Below are 17,491 nucleotides of genomic sequence, written 5' to 3'. Positions count from 1 at the left end.
CTCGGCGGCGTAATATGTGCTATTCGTATTCCGCCGTGGAGCCCGCATGTCCCTGAATATCACCGTTATCAAAGATAAAATCCTCTCCGAAAACTACTTTATCCTGCGCAATATCACCTACAACTTAACCCAGCGAAACGGTGAGGTCGTCCAGCATAAGCGCGAAGTGTACGATCGCGGCAACGGCGCGACGGTACTGCTGTATAACCGCCAGAAACAGAGCGTGGTGCTGGTGCGCCAGTTTCGCGTCGCCACCTGGGTTAACGGTAATATCGACGGTATGTTGATTGAAACCTGCGCGGGCCTGCTGGACGATGACGAGCCGGAAGCCTGCATCCGTAAAGAGGCGATTGAGGAGACCGGCTACCAGGTCAGCAACGTGCGTAAAGTGTTCCAGCTGTATATGTCACCCGGCGGCGTCACTGAAATCGTCCACTTCTTTATCGCTGAGTATGACGAATGTCTGCGGCAGAATGACGGCGGTGGGGTGGAAGATGAAGATATTGACGTGCTGGAGTTGCCGTTTACTCAGGCAATTGAGATGATTCGTCGTGGCGAAATTTGCGACGGTAAGACGGTGATTTTGCTCCAGTATCTGCAAAATTCCGGCCTTATGGCGCAATAAGGGACAAGGCTCAATCCGATAAATCTGATTGAGCCTTGCCGCTTCGATAGTGAAGATACCCCCAGTATGCTGATGCTTTTTTCTTCTGGGGTTGTACCGTCCATGCGTTACCACGTTCTCCTGTTTTTCTTCTGCATCGGGTGGCTCCCGACGTCGGTGACGTGGGCCGCGCCAGCGCAGCAGCTGTTTTCCGACTGGTTAGTGACCTGTAATAACCAGAATTTCTGCGTCACCCGCAACGTGGGTCTGCACCACGGTCTGGTGATGACGTTAAGCCGTAGCGCCGGAGCGCACACCGATGCGCAGCTGCGTATTGAGCTGGGCGGTCTGGTGAACCCGGTTGCCGCCGTTCCGGCGATTGAGCCGCGGCTGCTGCTGGACGGCAAACCGCTGAAGCTCTCCGGCGAACACTGGAAGGTGCAGCCTAAACTGCTCACCACCGGCGATAGCGTCACCATTGATGCGTTTCTCCAGCAGGTTCAGGATGCCGATGCGATTACGCTGGATAAAGGCGTGCAGGTGATGTCGCTGAAAGGGCTGAAGGCCGCACTGCTGTTTATCGACGCTCAGCAAAAGCGTGTGGGTAATGAAACCGCATGGGTTCGCAAAGGTGACGAGCCGCCAATGAGCGTGCCGCCCGCACCGGCGCTGAAATCAGCGGTGAAAGCGATCCCCGCGCCCGTGCCGCTGAACCACGATGAGTACAACGATCTGCTCGACTTCGCCACCTGGCGCATGAACAACAACCAGTGCTCTCTGGACCCTATCCGCCGCGAAGTGTGGGTCACCGCCTTAAGCGATGATAAAGCGCTGATCATGACCAGCTGCGAATCCGGCGCCTACAACACCATCTATCTTGCCTGGCTGGTATCGCGTCAGAAGCCGTTCATCACTACGCCAATACGTCTGCGCCTGCCGTTCCTGCCTGCTGGCAGCGACAGCCGCGACGTTGAGCTGGTCAATTTGACCTTCAATGAAAATTCCCGGGAGCTGGTGACGCTGGATAAAGGCCGTGGCCTGGGCGACTGTGGCGTGCAAACGCGCTGGCGCTACGACGGCCAACGCTTCCGTCTGGTGCGCTATGCCGCGCAGCCGGAATGCGACAGCTGGCAGAGCGCGGATGCGTGGGCGACGCAGTGGGTCTCCGGTTAACGCTTTCTGATTTCCGTAATATAGGTAACGGCTACGTTGGCGGCAAAGTTCGGCACGTCGTCGAACGCCTCCTGACCCACCGGGGAAGCAAAGGCCGCCATTGCATCCTCCAGTGAATCAAACCACAGCTCGGAAAAACCGTCGATCGGTGAGTCAGGGTAGACGCGGCGATCGATAGGATTCAGCACATATCCGCGCAGACCCGGCAGCGCCAGGGCAATCTTGCTGTGCACGGCCTGCCAGTGGGCAACAAATTCTTCAAAATTCTGCGTCTCTTTTTTCGTCAGCAGCCCGACGTGTTTAAAACCGTTTACCGTCGTCATAATGTTCTCCAGCTTATCAACGTAATGATTAATTTAACGATTCAGGATGATGGCTTAACAGGCCTGCTTTGCCGCATGATGGCGATTCGTCATCACGCTGAATACTATGATTGATTTTATTCTGGCGATAAATGGGGGTTTGGTCGCTTCTTTGTAGATATAAATTCTCCAATGCGTTACAGCTTGAGGGGACTTAATTCAGTGGACGCGGGCGGGTCAGGAGGGGCGGTTGGATTAAGCCCATAACGATTTGGTTATGGCGAACATAACGAAAAAGCATAGATGGAAATCATGATCTTGCTACCTATAGTTGATAACATGCGAGCAATAAATCAATAACAAAGCAAAGCGTGTTCGCAAGAGTATGGCGGCCTTCAAAGTTTACCGGGCTGCCAAAGGCGATACTAGGCGCTTCCTTCGGGAGTGCATCAGGAACGTAATTGCGCTTCACCTTTTTAGTTCGATACGTGAAAGGAACCCTAAATGGACGACCAATTAAAACAAAGTGCCCTCGATTTCCATGAATTCCCTATCCCAGGAAAAATTCAAGTCTCCCCGACCAAGCCGCTGGCAACGCAGCGCGACCTTGCGCTGGCCTACTCTCCGGGCGTAGCGGCGCCGTGTCTGGAAATCGAAAAAGACCCGCTGGCGGCGTACAAATATACGGCGCGCGGCAACCTGGTGGCAGTGGTATCAAACGGTACCGCGGTGCTCGGGTTGGGGAATATCGGCGCGCTTGCCGGTAAACCAGTAATGGAAGGCAAGGGCGTTTTGTTCAAGAAGTTCGCCGGTATTGATGTTTTCGACATCGAGGTGGACGAAACCAACCCTGACAAATTTATCGACGTGGTTGCCGCACTGGAGCCAACCTTTGGCGGCATCAACCTGGAAGATATCAAAGCACCGGAATGTTTCTACATTGAGCAGAAACTGCGTGAACGTATGAACATTCCTGTGTTCCATGACGATCAGCACGGTACGGCTATCATCAGCACCGCGGCTATCCTCAACGGCCTGCGCGTCGTCGAGAAAAATATCTCCGACGTTCGCATGGTGGTTTCCGGCGCGGGCGCGGCGGCAATCGCCTGTATGAACCTGCTGGTGGCGCTGGGGATGCAGAAACACAACATCGTGGTCTGCGACTCGAAGGGCGTGATTTACGAAGGCCGCGAGCCGAATATGGCGGAAACCAAAGCCGCCTATGCGGTAAAAGATGACGGTAAACGCAGCCTCGACGACGTGATTGCCGATGCCGATATCTTCCTTGGCTGCTCCGGCCCGAAAGTGCTGACCCAGGAGATGGTCAAGAAGATGGCGCGTGCGCCGATGATTCTGGCGCTGGCCAACCCCGAGCCGGAAATTCTGCCGCCGCTGGCAAAAGAAGTGCGTCCGGATGCGATTATCTGTACCGGCCGTTCAGACTACCCGAACCAGGTGAACAACGTGCTGTGCTTCCCGTTCATCTTCCGCGGCGCGCTGGACGTTGGCGCAACGGCGATTAACGAAGAGATGAAACTGGCGGCAGTCCACGCGATTGCTGAACTGGCGCACGCCGAGCAGAGCGAAGTGGTGGCCTCCGCCTACGGTGACCAGGACCTGAGCTTTGGTCCGGAATATATTATTCCTAAGCCGTTCGATCCGCGTCTGATCGTCAAGATCGCCCCTGCGGTAGCGAAAGCGGCGATGGACTCCGGCGTGGCGAATCGTCCGATTGCCGATTTTGATGCCTACATCGAAAAACTGAGCGAGTTCGTCTATAAAACCAACCTGTTCATGAAGCCGATTTTCTCTCAGGCGCGTAAAGAGCCGAAGCGTATCGTGCTGGCAGAAGGGGAAGATAACCGCGTACTGCACGCCACGCAGGAGCTGATCACGCTGGGTCTGGCGAAGCCGATTCTGATTGGTCGCCCAAGCGTCATTGAAATGCGCCTGCAGAAGCTGGGGCTGCAAATCAAAGCGGGCGTAGACTTCGAAATCGTTAACAACGAATCGGACCCGCGCTTTAAAGAGTACTGGCAGGAATACTACAACCTGATGAAGCGCCGCGGCATCACTCAGGAGCAAGCGCAGCGTGAAATGCGCAGCAACACCACCGCGATTGGCTCCATTATGGTGCTGCGCGGCGAAGCTGACGGCATGATCTGCGGCACCATTGGCGACTACCACGAGCACTTTAGCGCCGTACAGCCGCTGTTTGGCTACCGTGAAGGCGTTCATACCGCTGGTGCAATGAACGCACTGCTGCTGCCAAGCGGCAACACCTTTATTGCCGATACCTACGTCAACAACGATCCGACGCCGGAGCAGATTGCGGAAATCACCCTGATGGCGGCGGAAAGCGTACGTCGTTTCGGTATCGAACCGCGCGTGGCGCTGCTGTCACACTCTAACTTTGGCTCGTCCGATTGCCCGTCAGCCAGCAAAATGCGTGATGCGCTGGCGCTGGTGAAGGCGCGTGATCCTGAGTTGATGATTGACGGTGAGATGCACGGCGATGCCGCGCTGGTGGAAAGCATCCGTAATGATCGTATGCCGGACAGCCCGCTGAAAGGCTCCGCGAATATTCTGGTGATGCCAAATATGGAAGCGGCGCGTATCAGCTACAACCTGCTGCGCGTATCCAGCTCTGAAGGGGTAACCGTGGGGCCAGTGCTGATGGGGGTATCGAAGCCGGTACATATCCTGACGCCAATCGCTTCCGTTCGCCGTATCGTCAACATGGTGGCGCTGGCGGTAGTCGAAGCGCAAACCCAGCCGCTGTAACAATGCAGCCCGGGCGAGGCGTTTACGCCGACCCCGGGGTGGCTCCGAGGTAATCCCGGCGGTGCTTCGCCTGGCCGGTCTACAGGAGCCAGTCTTTCACTTTAATGAATTCGCTCAAGGCGGCTTCCGGGCTGCCTTCTTCCGGCTGGTAGTTGTACTCCCAGCGCACCAGCGGCGGCATCGACATCAGAATCGACTCCGTACGGCCCCCGGTCTGCAGACCGAACAGCGTGCCGCGGTCCCACACCAGATTGAACTCCACGTAGCGTCCGCGGCGGTAGAGCTGGAAATCACGTTCGCGCTCGCCGTATGGCATCGCGTTGCGACGCTCAACAATCGGCAGGTAGGCGTCGGTGAAGCCTTTCCCCACGGCCTGCATAAAGCTAAAGCAGTGGTCGAAGTCAGGCGTATTCAGGTCATCAAAGAACAGGCCGCCAATGCCGCGCTGCTCGTTGCGGTGCTTGAGATGGAAATAGTCGTCGCACCACTTTTTATAGCGCGGATAGACATCCTCGCCAAACGGCTGACACAGGTCGCGAGCGACGGTATGCCAGTGCACCGCATCTTCCTGAAAACCGTAATAGGGCGTTAAATCGAAGCCCCCGCCGAACCACCACACCGGCTCAGCGCCCGGCTTTTCAGCAATAAAGAAGCGCACGTTGGCGTGGCTTGTCGGCACGTACGGATTACGCGGGTGAACGACCAGAGAAACGCCCATTGCTTCAAAGCTGCGCCCGGCAAGCTCGGGGCGATGTGCGGTGGCGGAGGCGGGCATGGCGTCGCCGTGGACGTGGGAGAAGTTCACTCCGGCCTGTTCAAAGACGCTGCCGTCGCGCAGCACCCGGCTGCGACCGCCGCCGCCAGCTTCACGCTGCCAGCTATCCTCAATAAAGGCGCTGCCGTCTACGCGCTCAAGCTGCTGGCAGATATCGTCCTGCAGCTTGAGCAGAAAGGCTTTCACCTGTTGTACGTTGATGGTCATTAACGTCTCTTCGCGTGGGCTTTCTGGTTATCAAACCAGTGGAAATAGCTGATGATGCCGGAGGCAATCGCATCGGCAATTTTCTGCCTGAACGCGGTGGTACCCAGCAGCTTTTCTTCACCTGGGTTGGTAATAAATGAGGTTTCCACCAGCACCGACGGAATGGACGGCGACTTCAGTACCACAAATGCGGCCTGTTCCGTGCTGCGGCTGTGCAGTTTGTGCACCGGCTTAATTTTCTTCAGTACGTGTGAGCCGAGCGTCAGGCTGTTTTTAATGGTGTCGGTCTGGACGAGGTCAAACAGCACCTGCTGGAGCAGATGGTCTTTATCCTTGGCCTTCTTACCGGCGAGTTCATCGGCGGCGTTCTCTTTATCCGACAGATATTTTGCCATGGCGCTACTGGCCCCACGGTTCGAGAGGGCAAATACCGAGGCGCCCGCGGCAGAAGGGTTGGTAAAGCCGTCCGCGTGGATCGACATAAACAGATCCGCGCCGTGCTGATGGGCAATTTCGACCCTGTCGTACAGCGGAATAAAGGTGTCACCAGAGCGGGTCAATTTGGCATCGATACCGTTCTTTTGCAAAATAGCGCGGACGTTTTTGGCAATCGCCAGCACCACGTGTTTCTCTTTCGAACCGTTATGCCCAATGGCCCCGGTATCAATACCGCCGTGGCCTGGGTCCAGCATCACTAAGCGTCTGCCCGACGATTTTTTTGCCGGTTTGCTGTGACCGTTGCTGGTTTTTAAATTGGTCTCTTTAGCGACTGCCTGGGAGGCGATCCCCGACAGCGTGAGTGCAGCCAATCCGGCTTTTAGCACCTGGCGGCGCGAAGTCAGTATTTTTAAGGGTTTAAAAGTGCTCATTCCGGCCTGAGTTGTAAAAACAAGAATCTATATGTTATATCGTATCGCGATTTCGGTTACGACTGTTCGTGATGAGAATTGTTTTACTTTTCATTTCAATACGTGTCTGTACCGTATTATGCCATTTTTTTCACTGTGCCGCGTCAGATATTGGCTAAATTGCCCGTTCACGCCATAATCACTGTTTTTAAACCTGAAAAGGCGGGTAATACCATGGAGATACGCGTTTTTCGCCAGTCAGACTTTGAAGAGGTCATCACCCTGTGGGAGCGATGCGATCTGCTGCGGCCGTGGAACGACCCGGAGATGGACATCGAGCGCAAGGTCAACCACGACGTCAGCCTGTTCCTGGTCGCCGAAGTGAACGGTGAAGTTGTCGGCACCATTATGGGCGGCTACGACGGTCATCGTGGCTCCGCATATTATCTCGGCGTACACCCGGAATACCGGGGGCGCGGCATCGCCAATGCGCTGCTTAATCGCCTTGAGAAGAAGTTGATTGCCCGCGGTTGCCCGAAGATCCAGATTATGGTGCGCGAAGAAAACGACGTGGTGCTGGGGATGTACGAGCGTTTAGGCTATGAACACGCCGACGCACAAAGTTTAGGTAAGCGCCTGATAGAAGATGAAGAGTACTGAGTTTTCGCCCGCTGATTACGACCCGCAGGGCCGTCTGCGCCTGCCTTTCCTGTTCTGGTGCTTGCTGCTATTGCAGGCGCGGACGTGGGTACTGTTCCTGATGGCGGGCGCTTCGCGCGACCAGGGCGATGCGCTGCTGAATCTGTTTTATCCCGACCATAGCCTTTTCTGGATAGGTCTGATCCCCGGCATACCGGCGGTACTGGCTTTTTTGCTGAGCGGGCGGCGGCATCTGTATCCACGCCTATGGCAATGGCTGCGCCCGGTGCTGATCTTCGCCCAACTGATTTTACTGCTCTGGCAGCCCTGTCTTTGGCTGAGCGGCGAAACGCTCTCTGGCATAGGCTTAAGCCTGTTTTTACTCGATATTTTTGCCTTATGGTGGCTTATCACCAACCGGCGTTTACACGCCTGTTTTACGGATGTCGCAGAATAGACGGCACTTTTTGTGTTTACTGGACTCCAATAGGCCTGACTTGAATATATAGGAAGTATCAATGAAATCGCTGCGTTTACTCTTGTGTGCCCTCCCGCTGGCGCTGACCGGCTGCTCTACGCTGTCGTCGGTGAACTGGTCCGCCGCCTATCCGTGGAACTGGTTTGGTTCCTCTGCCGGCGTGACGGAGCAGGGCGTGGGCGGGCTTAGCGGCTCAACGGCGCTGAACGAGCAGGCGATTAGCGATGCGCTCGGCAGCAGCTACCGCCTGCGTAGCGGGATGAAAGCGCACGACGGTAATATCGTTCACTACTTTGAAGCACTGCGCGGCGACACGCTGGCGCTGGTGATTAACGGCGATAGCGGCACCGTCAGTCGTATTGATGTTCTTGATGACAGTATTGAAGCCGCTGATGACGTGAAGGTCGGCACCCCGTTCAATAAAGTTTACGATAAAGCCTTCGGCAACTGTCAGGCGACCACGGGGGACGACAGCAACGTCGTTGAGTGTAAGGCCAAAGGCAGCGAGCACATCAGCTATCAGTTCTCGGGCGACTGGCAGGGGCCGCAGGGTCTGATGCCGCCGGACGATACGCTGAAGAACTGGACGCTGAAGAAAATTATCTGGCGTCGCTAAATTTGACGCCAGATAGCCCGCAGATGTCAAAAGCGGGTACAATATGTGAGGTTTTTATATGCCACGATGTCGTGGCATTTTATTTCAGGAGGAGCGATGTCTCAGGTTCAGAGCGGCATTTTGCCGGAACATTGCCGTGCGGCGATTTGGATTGAAGCCAATCTCAAAGGGGACGTAAACGCCCTGCGCGCTGGCAGCAAAATTTTTGCCGAAAAGCTGGCGGCGTTTCAGGATAAATTCCCGGACGCGCATTTAGGCGCGGTGGTGGCGTTTGGTCACAACACCTGGCGTGAGCTGAGCGGCGGCGTAGGTGCAGAAGAGCTGAAAGACTTCCCTCCGTACGGTAAAGGACTTGCACCCTCCACGCAGTTTGATGTGCTGATCCACATTCTGTCACTGCGCCACGACGTTAACTTCTCCGTTGCCCAGGCGGCGCTGGCGGCGTTCGGTGATTCCCTGGACGTGCAGGAAGAAGTGCACGGTTTCCGCTGGGTTGAAGAGCGTGACCTGAGCGGCTTCGTTGATGGCACCGAAAACCCGGCGGGTGAAGAGACGCGCCGCGAAGTTGCGGTCATTAAAGACGGCGTTGATGCGGGCGGCAGCTATGTTTTCGTTCAGCGCTGGGAGCACAACCTCAAGCAGCTTAATCGCATGAGCGTGCCGGATCAGGAAATGATGTTTGGCCGTACTAAAGAAGCCAACGAAGAGATTGACGGCGATGAGCGCCCGGAAACCTCTCACCTGACCCGCGTTGACCTGAAAGAAGACGGCAAAGGGCTGAAAATTGTGCGCCAGAGCCTGCCTTACGGCACCGCGAGCGGTACCCATGGTCTCTATTTCTGCGCCTACTGCGCGCGTCTGCACAACATTGAGCAGCAGTTGCTGAGCATGTTTGGCGACACCGACGGTAAGCGTGATGCGATGCTGCGTTTCACCAAGCCGGTGACCGGTGGGTATTACTTTGCGCCTTCGCTGGATAAGCTGGTGGCGTTGTAGTTCGGCGTAGCCCCCTCACCCTAACCTTCTCCCCGTGGGGGAGAGGGGACCGTTCGGTGCGGTCTGGCGAGTTTGAGCCAAAGGTGAGGTTTGCTATTCCCCCTCTCCCTTTCAGGGAGAGGGCCGGGGTGAGGGTAATTGCGATACCAATGCCTCCAGAATTTGCGCCAACACCGCCTCCTCATTCCCCATCAACTCATTATTCCAGAACCGCAACACCCGCCACCTTTGTAACTCTAGCCATGCTGTTCTCCTTGCATCATATCCGGCCCTCTCATTATGCTGCCCACCATCCAGCTCCACCGCCAGACGAACCGCGCAGCAGGCAAAATCAAGAATATACGGCCCAACCGGATGCTGGCGGCGAAACTTAAACCGCGCAAAGCGGCGGTCACGGAGTAAATACCATAACCGACGCTCCTGAGGAGTTAGTTGGCGTCGTAACTGGCGGGCGAAACCAGGTTTAGTATCCATTTGCACACTCTGCTCGTGATAAGCAGCGTTGTCAGAATGGAGTTACCATTGTGGAATCCTGCTTCAGATAATCTTTCCTGGTGCCTTATTCTCTTTTCAACTTCCAAATCACCAAACGGTATATAAAACCGTTACTCCTTTCGTCCCCGTTATAAATACACTGATGCTCAGAGAGTCCTCAAACGATAGGGTGCGCAATGGCTATGACGTTACTGAAAAAAAGATACCTGGCGCTGGCTGCTTCAATGCTGCTGGTGGCACAAGCACAGGCGACAGAGCTGTTAAATAGTTCTTATGACGTCTCCCGTGAGCTGTTTGCCGCCCTGAATACGCCGTTTGAGCAGCAATGGGCTAAGGATAACGCAGGTGACAAGCTGACTATTAAGCAGTCGCACGCCGGTTCTTCCAAGCAGGCGCTGGCGATTTTGCAGGGCTTAAAAGCTGACGTTGTAACTTATAACCAGGTGACCGATGTGCAGATCCTGCACGATAAAGGCAACCTGATCCCGGCCGACTGGCAGTCTCGTTTACCGAACAACAGCTCACCGTTCTACTCGACCATGGCGTTCCTGGTGCGCAAGGGCAACCCGAAGCACATCGAAAGCTGGAATGACCTGGTGCGTCCGGACGTGAAGCTGATTTTCCCGAACCCGAAAACCTCCGGTAACGCGCGCTACACCTATCTGGCAGCGTGGGGCGCGGCGGATCAGGCTGACGGCGGCGATAAAGCCAAAACCCAGCAGTTTATGACCCAGTTCCTGAAAAACGTCGAAGTGTTTGATACCGGCGGCCGTGGGGCAACCACCACCTTCGTGGAGCGTGGTCTCGGCGACGTGCTGATCACCTTTGAGTCTGAAGTGAACAACATTCGTAAGCAGTATGAAGATCAGGGCTTCGAAGTCGTGGTGCCGAAGGTCAACATTCTGGCGGAGTTCCCGGTCGCGTGGGTAGACAAAAACGTCAAAGCTAACGGTACCGAGAAGGCGGCGAAAGCCTACCTGAATTACCTGTATAGCCCGCAGGCGCAAACCATCATCACCGACTACTACTATCGCGTGAACAACCCGCAGGTGATGGACAAGCTGAAAGACAAATTCCCGCAGACCGAACTGTTCCGCGTGGAAGACAAGTTCGGTGCCTGGCCAGAAGTGATGAAAACCCATTTCGCCAGCGGTGGCGAGTTAGACAAGTTGTTAGCGGCGGGGCGTAAGTAATGTTTGCAGTCTCCTCCAGACGCGTGCTGCCGGGCTTTACCCTGAGCCTCGGCACCAGTCTGCTGTTTGTATGTTTAATTCTGCTGCTGCCGCTGAGCGCACTGGTTATGCAACTGGCGCAGATGAGCTGGTCGCAGTACTGGGAAGTGATCACCAACCCGCAGGTGGTGGCGGCCTATAAAGTGACGCTGCTGTCGGCGTTTGTGGCCTCGATTTTTAACGGCGTGTTTGGCCTGCTGATGGCGTGGATTTTAACCCGCTACCGTTTCCCGGGCCGCACGCTGCTGGACGCACTGATGGATCTGCCGTTTGCGCTGCCAACGGCGGTAGCGGGCTTGACGCTGGCGTCGCTGTTCTCGGTGAACGGCTTCTACGGCGAGTGGCTGGCGAAGTTTGATATCAAGGTGACCTATACCTGGCTCGGCATTGCGGTGGCGATGGCGTTTACCAGCATCCCATTTGTGGTGCGTACCGTACAACCGGTGCTGGAAGAGTTAGGTCCCGAGTATGAAGAAGCGGCGGAAACTCTGGGCGCAACGCGCTGGCAGAGCTTCCGTAAAGTGGTGCTGCCGGAGCTGTCTCCGGCGCTGGTGGCGGGCGTGGCGCTGTCGTTTACCCGCAGCCTCGGCGAGTTCGGCGCGGTGATTTTCATCGCCGGTAACATCGCCTGGAAAACGGAAGTGACCTCGCTGATGATCTTTATTCGCCTGCAGGAGTTTGATTATCCGGCGGCGAGCGCGATTGCGTCGGTGATCCTCGCGGCCTCTCTGCTGCTGCTGTTCTCCATCAATACCTTGCAAAGTCGCTTTGGTCGACGTGTGGTAGGTCACTAATGGCGGAAGTTACTCAATTGAAACGCTATGACGCCCCCCGCATCAACTGGGGGAAATGGGTGCTGATTGGCATCGGGATGGTGGTGTCGGCCTTTATTCTGCTGGTGCCGATGATCTATATCTTCGTCCAGGCGTTCAGCAAAGGGCTGATGCCGGTGCTGCATAACCTGGCCGACCCGGACATGCTGCACGCCATCTGGCTAACGGTGATGATTGCGCTGATTACCGTGCCGGTGAACCTGGTATTCGGCGTGCTGCTCGCCTGGCTGGTGACGCGCTTTAACTTCCCAGGCCGCCAGCTGCTGCTGACGCTGCTGGATATCCCGTTTGCCGTCTCGCCGGTGGTGGCGGGTCTGGTTTATCTGTTGTTCTACGGTTCCAACGGCCCGCTTGGCGGCTGGCTGGAAGCGCATAACCTGCAGATTATGTTTGCCTGGCCGGGCATGGTGCTGGTCACCATCTTCGTCACCTGCCCGTTCGTGGTTCGTGAACTGGTGCCGGTGATGTTGAGCCAGGGCAGCCAGGAAGACGAAGCGGCGGTGCTGCTTGGCGCTTCCGGCTGGCAGATGTTTAAACGCGTCACGTTGCCGAACATTCGCTGGGCGCTGCTGTACGGCGTGGTGCTGACCAACGCCCGCGCTATCGGCGAGTTTGGCGCCGTGTCGGTGGTCTCTGGCTCGATTCGCGGCGAGACCCTGTCGTTACCATTACAGATTGAACTGCTGGAGCAGGACTACAACACCGTCGGTTCCTTTACCGCCGCGGCGTTGCTGACCCTGATGGCTATTTTGACCTTGTTCTTAAAGAGTGCGTTGCAGTGGCGTTTGCATAATCAAGAAAAACGCGCGCAACAGGAGGGAAATCATGAGCATTGAGATTGCCAATATTAAGAAGTCTTTTGGTCGCACCCAGGTGCTGAATGATATCTCTCTGGATATCCCTTCCGGCCAGATGGTCGCGCTGCTGGGGCCGTCCGGTTCCGGGAAAACCACGCTGCTGCGCATTATCGCCGGGCTGGAACACCAGACCAGTGGGCATATTCGCTTCCACGGTACCGACGTGAGTCGTCTGCACGCCCGTGATCGCAAGGTAGGTTTTGTTTTCCAGCACTACGCGCTGTTCCGCCATATGACGGTGTTCGACAACATCGCCTTTGGCCTGACCGTGCTGCCGCGCCGCGAGCGTCCAAACGCCGCGACCATTAAAGCAAAAGTCACCAAACTGCTGGAGATGGTGCAGCTTGCCCATCTGGCAGACCGCTACCCGGCACAGCTGTCCGGCGGGCAGAAACAGCGCGTGGCGCTGGCCCGTGCGCTGGCGGTTGAACCGCAGATTTTACTGCTCGACGAACCGTTCGGCGCGCTGGATGCGCAGGTGCGTAAAGAACTGCGTCGCTGGCTGCGTCAGTTGCACGAAGAGCTGAAATTCACCAGCGTCTTCGTTACCCACGACCAGGAAGAGGCGATGGAAGTTGCCAACCGCGTGGTGGTGATGAGCCAGGGCAATATCGAACAAGCCGATGAGCCGGATCAGGTATGGCGCGAGCCAGCCACCCGTTTCGTATTGGAGTTTATGGGCGAAGTGAACCGCCTGCAGGGCACCATTCGCGGTGGGCAGTTCCACGTTGGCGCGCACCGCTGGCCGCTGGGCTATACGCCGTCCTATCAGGGGCCGGTGGATCTGTTCCTGCGCCCGTGGGAAGTGGACGTGAGCCGTCGTACTAGCCTGGATTCTCCGCTGCCGGTGCAGGTGCTGGAAGCCAGCCCTAAAGGTCACTACACCCAATTAGTTGTCCAGCCTCTGGGGTGGTATCAGGAGCCGTTAACGGTGGTAATGCGCGGTGACGACGCGCCGCTGCGTGGCGATCGCCTGTTTGTCGGCCTGCAGAATGCGCGCCTGTACCACGGCGACCAGCGTATTGAGTCCCATGAGACGCTTGCTCTGGCAGAAACGGCCTGATAGCTTAATCGCACGTGGTTTTGCCGGGTGGCGCTACGCTTACCCGGCCTACAAGACAATATTGACAGGCCCGGTAAGCGAAACGCAGCCGGGCTTTTTATTGGACAGCAGAAGTGAATACATTAGAACAAACGATCGGCAACACGCCGCTGGTCAAATTACAACGTCTGGGGCCGGATAACGGCAGCGAAATCTGGATCAAGCTAGAAGGCAACAACCCGGCGGGGTCGGTCAAAGACCGCGCGGCGCTGTCGATGATTGTCGAAGCGGAAAAGCGCGGCGAAATTAAGCCGGGTGACGTGCTGATTGAAGCGACCAGCGGTAATACCGGCATTGCGTTGGCGATGATTGCCGCGCTCAAGGGCTACCAGATGAAGCTGTTGATGCCCGACAACATGAGCCAGGAACGTCGTGCGGCGATGCGTGCCTACGGTGCCGAGCTGATTCTGGTCACCAAAGAGCAGGGGATGGAAGGGGCGCGCGATTTAGCGCTTGAAATGGCTCAGCGTGGCGAAGGCAAGCTGCTGGATCAGTTCAACAACCCGGATAACCCGTACGCGCACTACACCACCACCGGCCCGGAAATCTGGCAGCAGACGGCGGGGCGCATTACCCATTTCGTCTCCAGCATGGGTACCACCGGCACCATTACCGGCGTGTCGCGCTTTTTACGCGAGCAGGACAAAGCGGTCACTATTGTTGGCCTGCAACCGGAAGAGGGCAGCAGTATTCCGGGTATTCGCCGCTGGCCAGCAGAGTATATGCCGGGTATTTTCAACGCCAGTCTTGTCGATCAGGTGTTGGATATCCACCAGAACGACGCGGAAAACACCATGCGCGCGCTGGCGGTGAAAGAAGGCGTGTTTTGCGGTGTGAGCTCCGGCGGTGCGGTGGCGGGCGCCATTCGCGTGGCCGAGCAAAACCCGGGAGCGGTAGTGGTAGCGATCATCTGCGATCGTGGCGATCGCTACCTCTCAACCGGCGTGTTTGGTGAAGAGCACTTCAGCCAGGGCGCAGGGATTTAAATCTCGGGATTATCCAGGAGGTCTGTACCGTAGGAGTTATCTACGGTACAAAGCCAGCGGCCCGCAAACTGTTGAAAAACGTAGGTGGCGCGGCGCGTGACCTGCGTTGAACCGCCTTCTGGCAACGGAATATCCAGCCGGGTTTCCATGATCACCAGCGCGTTATCACCGCCTTCAATTATTTCCATTCGCCCCTGCGTCACCACCAGCCGGTGCCCAAAGTAGTCGGCAATGGCAATAAACGCTTTGCGGATATTCTCTTTGCCGCTGACGACCATACCCGGCTTGACCACCAGAGTGGCGTCGTCGGCGTAGTATTCCATTAGCGTGGCGTAGTCTTCCTGCGAGATAGCGCGGTCGCAGGCTTCGATAACGGCTTTTAGCGATGTTGCTGGCATGGGTTCTCCTCATCCCCGGAGTCGGCTTCGCCTCGTCCGGGCTACGGTTTGGTTTTTTGTAGCCCGGCCAAGCGTAGCGCCGCCGGGAATGCTTCAACCTTACTGGGTCAGCTTATCAAGGAATTCCCATAACTTCTGGTTCATTTCGCGATAATCGTGCGCGCGCATCTCCTCCACCGAACGGATAAACGGTTTGCCTTTGGCCTCTGCCAGTTCCTGCTCGGAGTGCTGAATTAACCCTTCTACGGCATCAGCGGTAAATTCCATATGGCACTGGAAACCATAAACCTTATCGCGATACTGAACGATTTGGCGCGGGCAGCCTGCACTTTCGGCCAGAATCACTGTCTCTGCGGTCAGGCCCGGCATATCGTTATGCCAGTGGCCTACGGTCAGCGGTGAGCCGAAATGGCTGAACAGCGGATGTTCAAGCCCTGCTGAGGTGAGCGTAATCGGGTAGTGACCAATCTCTTTATCCGGGCTCTGCTGCACTTCTGCACCTAGCGCTTCGCCAATCAGCTGCGAGCCGAGGCAGATCCCTACCACGATACGCCCGGCTTCAATCGCCTGACGAATCAGCCGTTGCTCGGCTTTCGAGTCAAAATAAGGGCACTCGGCAAGCGTGGTGCGCGGCGACTGCGGGCCGCCAAAGACCACCAGCATATCAAAACCATCGGCGCTCTTTGGCACCGCCTCCCCGGTATACACATGGGTCTCGCTCACGATGTGGCCGCGCGTCGCAGCCCAGGGCAGGTAGGCACCCGCAGACTCAAATGATTCATGAATAACAAAATGGACTCGCACGGATGTTCTCCTGTTAGTGGCTCAGCGCCTGACGAATATCGCCAGCCAGTCGGTTGATGTCGTTGTCGTTGAGTGTTGAAAGCGTAATGCGCAGGCCCTGTGCTGGCGCCTGCACGCCAAAAGCGTCCCCCTCGCGCACCAGCCAGCCGGATTTGGCGAGCGCAAAGGCCGTTTCATGGCTGGAATCAGCGAGCGGCAGCCAGAAGTTCAGGCCGTCGCCGGGGGCAATATTTGCGACGCCTTGCGCCTGAAGCGCCTCGGCCATTTTTTGTTGCTGCCCGGCGTAAAACTGGCGAGTCTGCTCAAGGGATTGCTGGAAGTCAGGGTCGCTTAAGCAGGCGTAGACCAGATCCTGCAACAGGTGGCTGACCCATTGGCTGCCGGCGTTCAGGCGCAGTCTCAGCTTCGCAGAAGTGGTTTTATCGCTGGCGACAAAGGCCAGCCGCAGATCCGGACCCAGCGTTTTTGACATCGAGCGCACCACCGCCCAGTGCTGCGTCTGCGGCGTAATGACCGGATGCCATGGCGCTTTGGCGAGCAGAGCAAAGTGGTCGTCGATAATCACCAGCGTTTGCGGATAGCGGTTCAGTACCTGCTGTAAGGCGGCGGCGCGGGCGACGCTAAGGCTGTATCCAGTAGGATTATGGGCGCGCGGTGTCAGAATCACCGCACGAGCGCCTTTGCTCAGCGCCTGCTCCAGCTTTTCCGGCAGCATACCTTCCTGGTCGATGGGAACCGGGCTGGCGCTAAAGCCGCTGTAGCGCAGCATGCTGATGCTGCTCAGAAAGCAGGGGTCTTCAACGGCAACGCTATCACCGGGCAGCAGATGGGCGCTCAGGAGGCGCTCAATGGCATCAATTGCACCGCTGGTGAGGTCGATTTCTCCCGCTGCGGGCATGGCGTCCTGCATCCACTTCGCCGCCCAGTCAGCCAGCGCTGGCAACACCGGCGTATCGCCATACAGGCGCGGTGAGCAGCTAATGTGGGAGAGATACTGAGCCAGGTTTGGCAGCTGTGCCGTGGCGGGATTGCCGCTGGAGAGATCGGTAAGCGGGGTATGCGGGTTACCGCCCTCCAGCGCCACCGGAGCGACGGTCTCTTTAACCACGGTACCGTTACGACCCAGGCTCAGCGCCAGCCCGGAGGTGACCAGCCGCTTATAGGCGGACGCCACCGTATTGCGGTTAACGCCAAGCTGGGCGGCCAGTTCACGTACCGGCGGCAGCGTTTCTCCCTTCGCTAAGGCTCCGCTGGTGATATGCTGACGAATACTGTCAAAGATTTCGTTGGCGCTTTTTCCGTCGATCATTATTGACCTATGACAAAATGAATTTTAGCATATGACGATAATAGTGAGGCGTT

General features: G+C 56.7%; 19 protein-coding genes. 12 read left to right on the top strand and 7 right to left on the bottom strand.

Annotation, left to right across the window (positions count from 1 at the left end; genetic code table 11):
• Window positions 1-46 precede the first annotated feature (46 nt).
• Both nudK and AB2B48_RS11815 read left to right on the top strand, forming a co-directional pair.
• Window positions 47-625: a GDP-mannose pyrophosphatase NudK gene (nudK, locus tag AB2B48_RS11820; protein ID WP_368301851.1), complete on the top strand. Its 579-nt coding sequence runs from the start codon at window positions 47-49 to the stop codon at window positions 623-625.
• A 102-nt stretch (window positions 626-727) separates the two neighbouring features.
• Window positions 728-1,777, top strand: coding sequence for a DUF1176 domain-containing protein (locus AB2B48_RS11815; protein WP_368301850.1), 1,050 nt, complete (start codon window positions 728-730; stop codon window positions 1,775-1,777).
• On the opposite strand, the gene AB2B48_RS11810 is transcribed toward AB2B48_RS11815, so the two are convergent.
• Entirely contained in the window at window positions 1,774-2,100 is a 327-nt protein-coding gene (locus tag AB2B48_RS11810) for an EthD family reductase (RefSeq protein WP_368301849.1), read from the bottom strand. The two genes, AB2B48_RS11815 and AB2B48_RS11810, sit on opposite strands and share 4 nt — an antisense overlap.
• Window positions 2,101-2,583: 483 nt before the next feature.
• On the opposite strand from AB2B48_RS11810, the gene maeB reads away from it, so the two are divergent.
• Window positions 2,584-4,863: an NADP-dependent oxaloacetate-decarboxylating malate dehydrogenase gene (gene maeB, locus AB2B48_RS11805; RefSeq protein WP_368301848.1), complete on the top strand. Its 2,280-nt coding sequence runs from the start codon at window positions 2,584-2,586 to the stop codon at window positions 4,861-4,863.
• 79 nt (window positions 4,864-4,942) lie between these two features.
• Here maeB and hemF read toward each other — a convergent pair whose 3' ends face one another.
• The gene (hemF, locus tag AB2B48_RS11800; RefSeq protein ID WP_368301847.1) at window positions 4,943-5,845 is read right to left on the bottom strand and encodes an oxygen-dependent coproporphyrinogen oxidase; all 903 of its coding nucleotides are present in this window, start codon (window positions 5,843-5,845) and stop codon (window positions 4,943-4,945) included.
• Entirely contained in the window at window positions 5,845-6,714 is an 870-nt protein-coding gene (gene amiA, locus AB2B48_RS11795) for an N-acetylmuramoyl-L-alanine amidase AmiA (RefSeq protein WP_185669899.1), read from the bottom strand. Before amiA ends, hemF begins: the two co-directional genes overlap by 1 nt.
• A 213-nt stretch (window positions 6,715-6,927) precedes the next feature.
• Here amiA and AB2B48_RS11790 point away from each other — a divergent pair, with 213 nt between their 5' ends.
• The 4 genes from AB2B48_RS11790 to AB2B48_RS11775 all read left to right on the top strand — a co-directional run bounded on the left by AB2B48_RS11790 (window position 6,928) and on the right by AB2B48_RS11775 (window position 9,422).
• Window positions 6,928-7,353: a GNAT family acetyltransferase gene (locus AB2B48_RS11790; RefSeq protein WP_035891508.1), complete on the top strand. Its 426-nt coding sequence runs from the start codon at window positions 6,928-6,930 to the stop codon at window positions 7,351-7,353.
• On the top strand, window positions 7,340-7,789 hold the full coding sequence (locus AB2B48_RS11785; RefSeq protein WP_368301846.1) for a DUF2919 domain-containing protein: 450 nt from the start codon (window positions 7,340-7,342) through the stop codon (window positions 7,787-7,789). Before AB2B48_RS11790 ends, AB2B48_RS11785 begins: the two co-directional genes overlap by 14 nt.
• Window positions 7,790-7,850: 61 nt before the next feature.
• The gene (locus AB2B48_RS11780; protein ID WP_185669901.1) at window positions 7,851-8,426 is read left to right on the top strand and encodes an RpoE-regulated lipoprotein; all 576 of its coding nucleotides are present in this window, start codon (window positions 7,851-7,853) and stop codon (window positions 8,424-8,426) included.
• 96 nt (window positions 8,427-8,522) lie between these two features.
• Window positions 8,523-9,422, top strand: a complete 900-nt coding sequence (locus AB2B48_RS11775) for a Dyp-type peroxidase (RefSeq protein WP_333013088.1) — start codon at window positions 8,523-8,525, stop codon at window positions 9,420-9,422.
• A gap of 111 nt (window positions 9,423-9,533) precedes the next feature.
• Here AB2B48_RS11775 and AB2B48_RS11770 read toward each other — a convergent pair whose 3' ends face one another.
• Window positions 9,534-9,896 (bottom strand): endonuclease domain-containing protein, encoded by a 363-nt coding sequence (locus AB2B48_RS11770; protein ID WP_368301845.1) that lies wholly within the window; start codon window positions 9,894-9,896, stop codon window positions 9,534-9,536.
• Between the two features lie 197 nt (window positions 9,897-10,093).
• Here AB2B48_RS11770 and AB2B48_RS11765 point away from each other — a divergent pair, with 197 nt between their 5' ends.
• From AB2B48_RS11765 to cysM, 5 genes are all read left to right on the top strand, one after another.
• Window positions 10,094-11,110: a sulfate ABC transporter substrate-binding protein gene (locus AB2B48_RS11765; protein ID WP_123650234.1), complete on the top strand. Its 1,017-nt coding sequence runs from the start codon at window positions 10,094-10,096 to the stop codon at window positions 11,108-11,110.
• Entirely contained in the window at window positions 11,110-11,943 is an 834-nt protein-coding gene (cysT, locus tag AB2B48_RS11760; RefSeq protein ID WP_185669904.1) for a sulfate/thiosulfate ABC transporter permease CysT, read from the top strand. Before AB2B48_RS11765 ends, cysT begins: the two co-directional genes overlap by 1 nt.
• Window positions 11,943-12,818 (top strand): sulfate/thiosulfate ABC transporter permease CysW, encoded by an 876-nt coding sequence (cysW, locus tag AB2B48_RS11755; RefSeq protein WP_185669905.1) that lies wholly within the window; start codon window positions 11,943-11,945, stop codon window positions 12,816-12,818. The genes cysT and cysW overlap by 1 nt, the downstream gene beginning before the upstream one ends.
• Entirely contained in the window at window positions 12,808-13,902 is a 1,095-nt protein-coding gene (gene cysA / locus AB2B48_RS11750) for a sulfate/thiosulfate ABC transporter ATP-binding protein CysA (protein WP_185669906.1), read from the top strand. Before cysW ends, cysA begins: the two co-directional genes overlap by 11 nt.
• A gap of 113 nt (window positions 13,903-14,015) precedes the next feature.
• Entirely contained in the window at window positions 14,016-14,927 is a 912-nt protein-coding gene (gene cysM, locus AB2B48_RS11745) for a cysteine synthase CysM (RefSeq protein ID WP_185669907.1), read from the top strand.
• On the opposite strand, the gene AB2B48_RS11740 is transcribed toward cysM, so the two are convergent.
• From AB2B48_RS11740 to ptsJ, 3 genes are all read right to left on the bottom strand, one after another.
• Entirely contained in the window at window positions 14,924-15,325 is a 402-nt protein-coding gene (locus AB2B48_RS11740) for a YybH family protein (protein ID WP_368301844.1), read from the bottom strand. The two genes, cysM and AB2B48_RS11740, sit on opposite strands and share 4 nt — an antisense overlap.
• Window positions 15,326-15,424: 99 nt before the next feature.
• Window positions 15,425-16,129 carry a type 1 glutamine amidotransferase gene (locus AB2B48_RS11735; RefSeq protein WP_333013091.1) on the bottom strand — a complete coding sequence of 235 codons (705 nt, stop codon included), beginning with the start codon at window positions 16,127-16,129 and terminating at the stop codon, window positions 15,425-15,427.
• Between the two features lie 13 nt (window positions 16,130-16,142).
• The gene (gene ptsJ, locus AB2B48_RS11730; protein ID WP_185669910.1) at window positions 16,143-17,438 is read right to left on the bottom strand and encodes a transcriptional regulator PtsJ; all 1,296 of its coding nucleotides are present in this window, start codon (window positions 17,436-17,438) and stop codon (window positions 16,143-16,145) included.
• Window positions 17,439-17,491 lie beyond the last annotated feature (53 nt).

Source organism: Kluyvera sichuanensis (assembly GCF_040930405.1).
Lineage (GTDB): Bacteria > Pseudomonadota > Gammaproteobacteria > Enterobacterales > Enterobacteriaceae > Kluyvera > Kluyvera sichuanensis.
This window is presented reverse-complemented; position numbering and strand designations above follow the sequence as displayed.

Bases quoted from the DNA above. Each gene is read 5' to 3' on its own strand.
- nudK (WP_368301851.1), top strand. From the start codon at position 47: ATGTCCCTGAATATCACCGTTATCAAAGATAAAATCCTCTCCGAAAAC.
- AB2B48_RS11815 (WP_368301850.1), top strand. From the start codon at position 728: ATGCGTTACCACGTTCTCCTGTTTTTCTTCTGCATCGGGTGGCTCCCG.
- AB2B48_RS11810 (WP_368301849.1), bottom strand. From the start codon at position 2,100: ATGACGACGGTAAACGGTTTTAAACACGTCGGGCTGCTGACGAAAAAA.
- maeB (WP_368301848.1), top strand. From the start codon at position 2,584: ATGGACGACCAATTAAAACAAAGTGCCCTCGATTTCCATGAATTCCCT.
- hemF (WP_368301847.1), bottom strand. From the start codon at position 5,845: ATGACCATCAACGTACAACAGGTGAAAGCCTTTCTGCTCAAGCTGCAG.
- amiA (WP_185669899.1), bottom strand. From the start codon at position 6,714: ATGAGCACTTTTAAACCCTTAAAAATACTGACTTCGCGCCGCCAGGTG.
- AB2B48_RS11790 (WP_035891508.1), top strand. From the start codon at position 6,928: ATGGAGATACGCGTTTTTCGCCAGTCAGACTTTGAAGAGGTCATCACC.
- AB2B48_RS11785 (WP_368301846.1), top strand. From the start codon at position 7,340: ATGAAGAGTACTGAGTTTTCGCCCGCTGATTACGACCCGCAGGGCCGT.
- AB2B48_RS11780 (WP_185669901.1), top strand. From the start codon at position 7,851: ATGAAATCGCTGCGTTTACTCTTGTGTGCCCTCCCGCTGGCGCTGACC.
- AB2B48_RS11775 (WP_333013088.1), top strand. From the start codon at position 8,523: ATGTCTCAGGTTCAGAGCGGCATTTTGCCGGAACATTGCCGTGCGGCG.
- AB2B48_RS11770 (WP_368301845.1), bottom strand. From the start codon at position 9,896: ATGGATACTAAACCTGGTTTCGCCCGCCAGTTACGACGCCAACTAACT.
- AB2B48_RS11765 (WP_123650234.1), top strand. From the start codon at position 10,094: ATGGCTATGACGTTACTGAAAAAAAGATACCTGGCGCTGGCTGCTTCA.
- cysT (WP_185669904.1), top strand. From the start codon at position 11,110: ATGTTTGCAGTCTCCTCCAGACGCGTGCTGCCGGGCTTTACCCTGAGC.
- cysW (WP_185669905.1), top strand. From the start codon at position 11,943: ATGGCGGAAGTTACTCAATTGAAACGCTATGACGCCCCCCGCATCAAC.
- cysA (WP_185669906.1), top strand. From the start codon at position 12,808: ATGAGCATTGAGATTGCCAATATTAAGAAGTCTTTTGGTCGCACCCAG.
- AB2B48_RS11740 (WP_368301844.1), bottom strand. From the start codon at position 15,325: ATGCCAGCAACATCGCTAAAAGCCGTTATCGAAGCCTGCGACCGCGCT.
- ptsJ (WP_185669910.1), bottom strand. From the start codon at position 17,438: ATGATCGACGGAAAAAGCGCCAACGAAATCTTTGACAGTATTCGTCAG.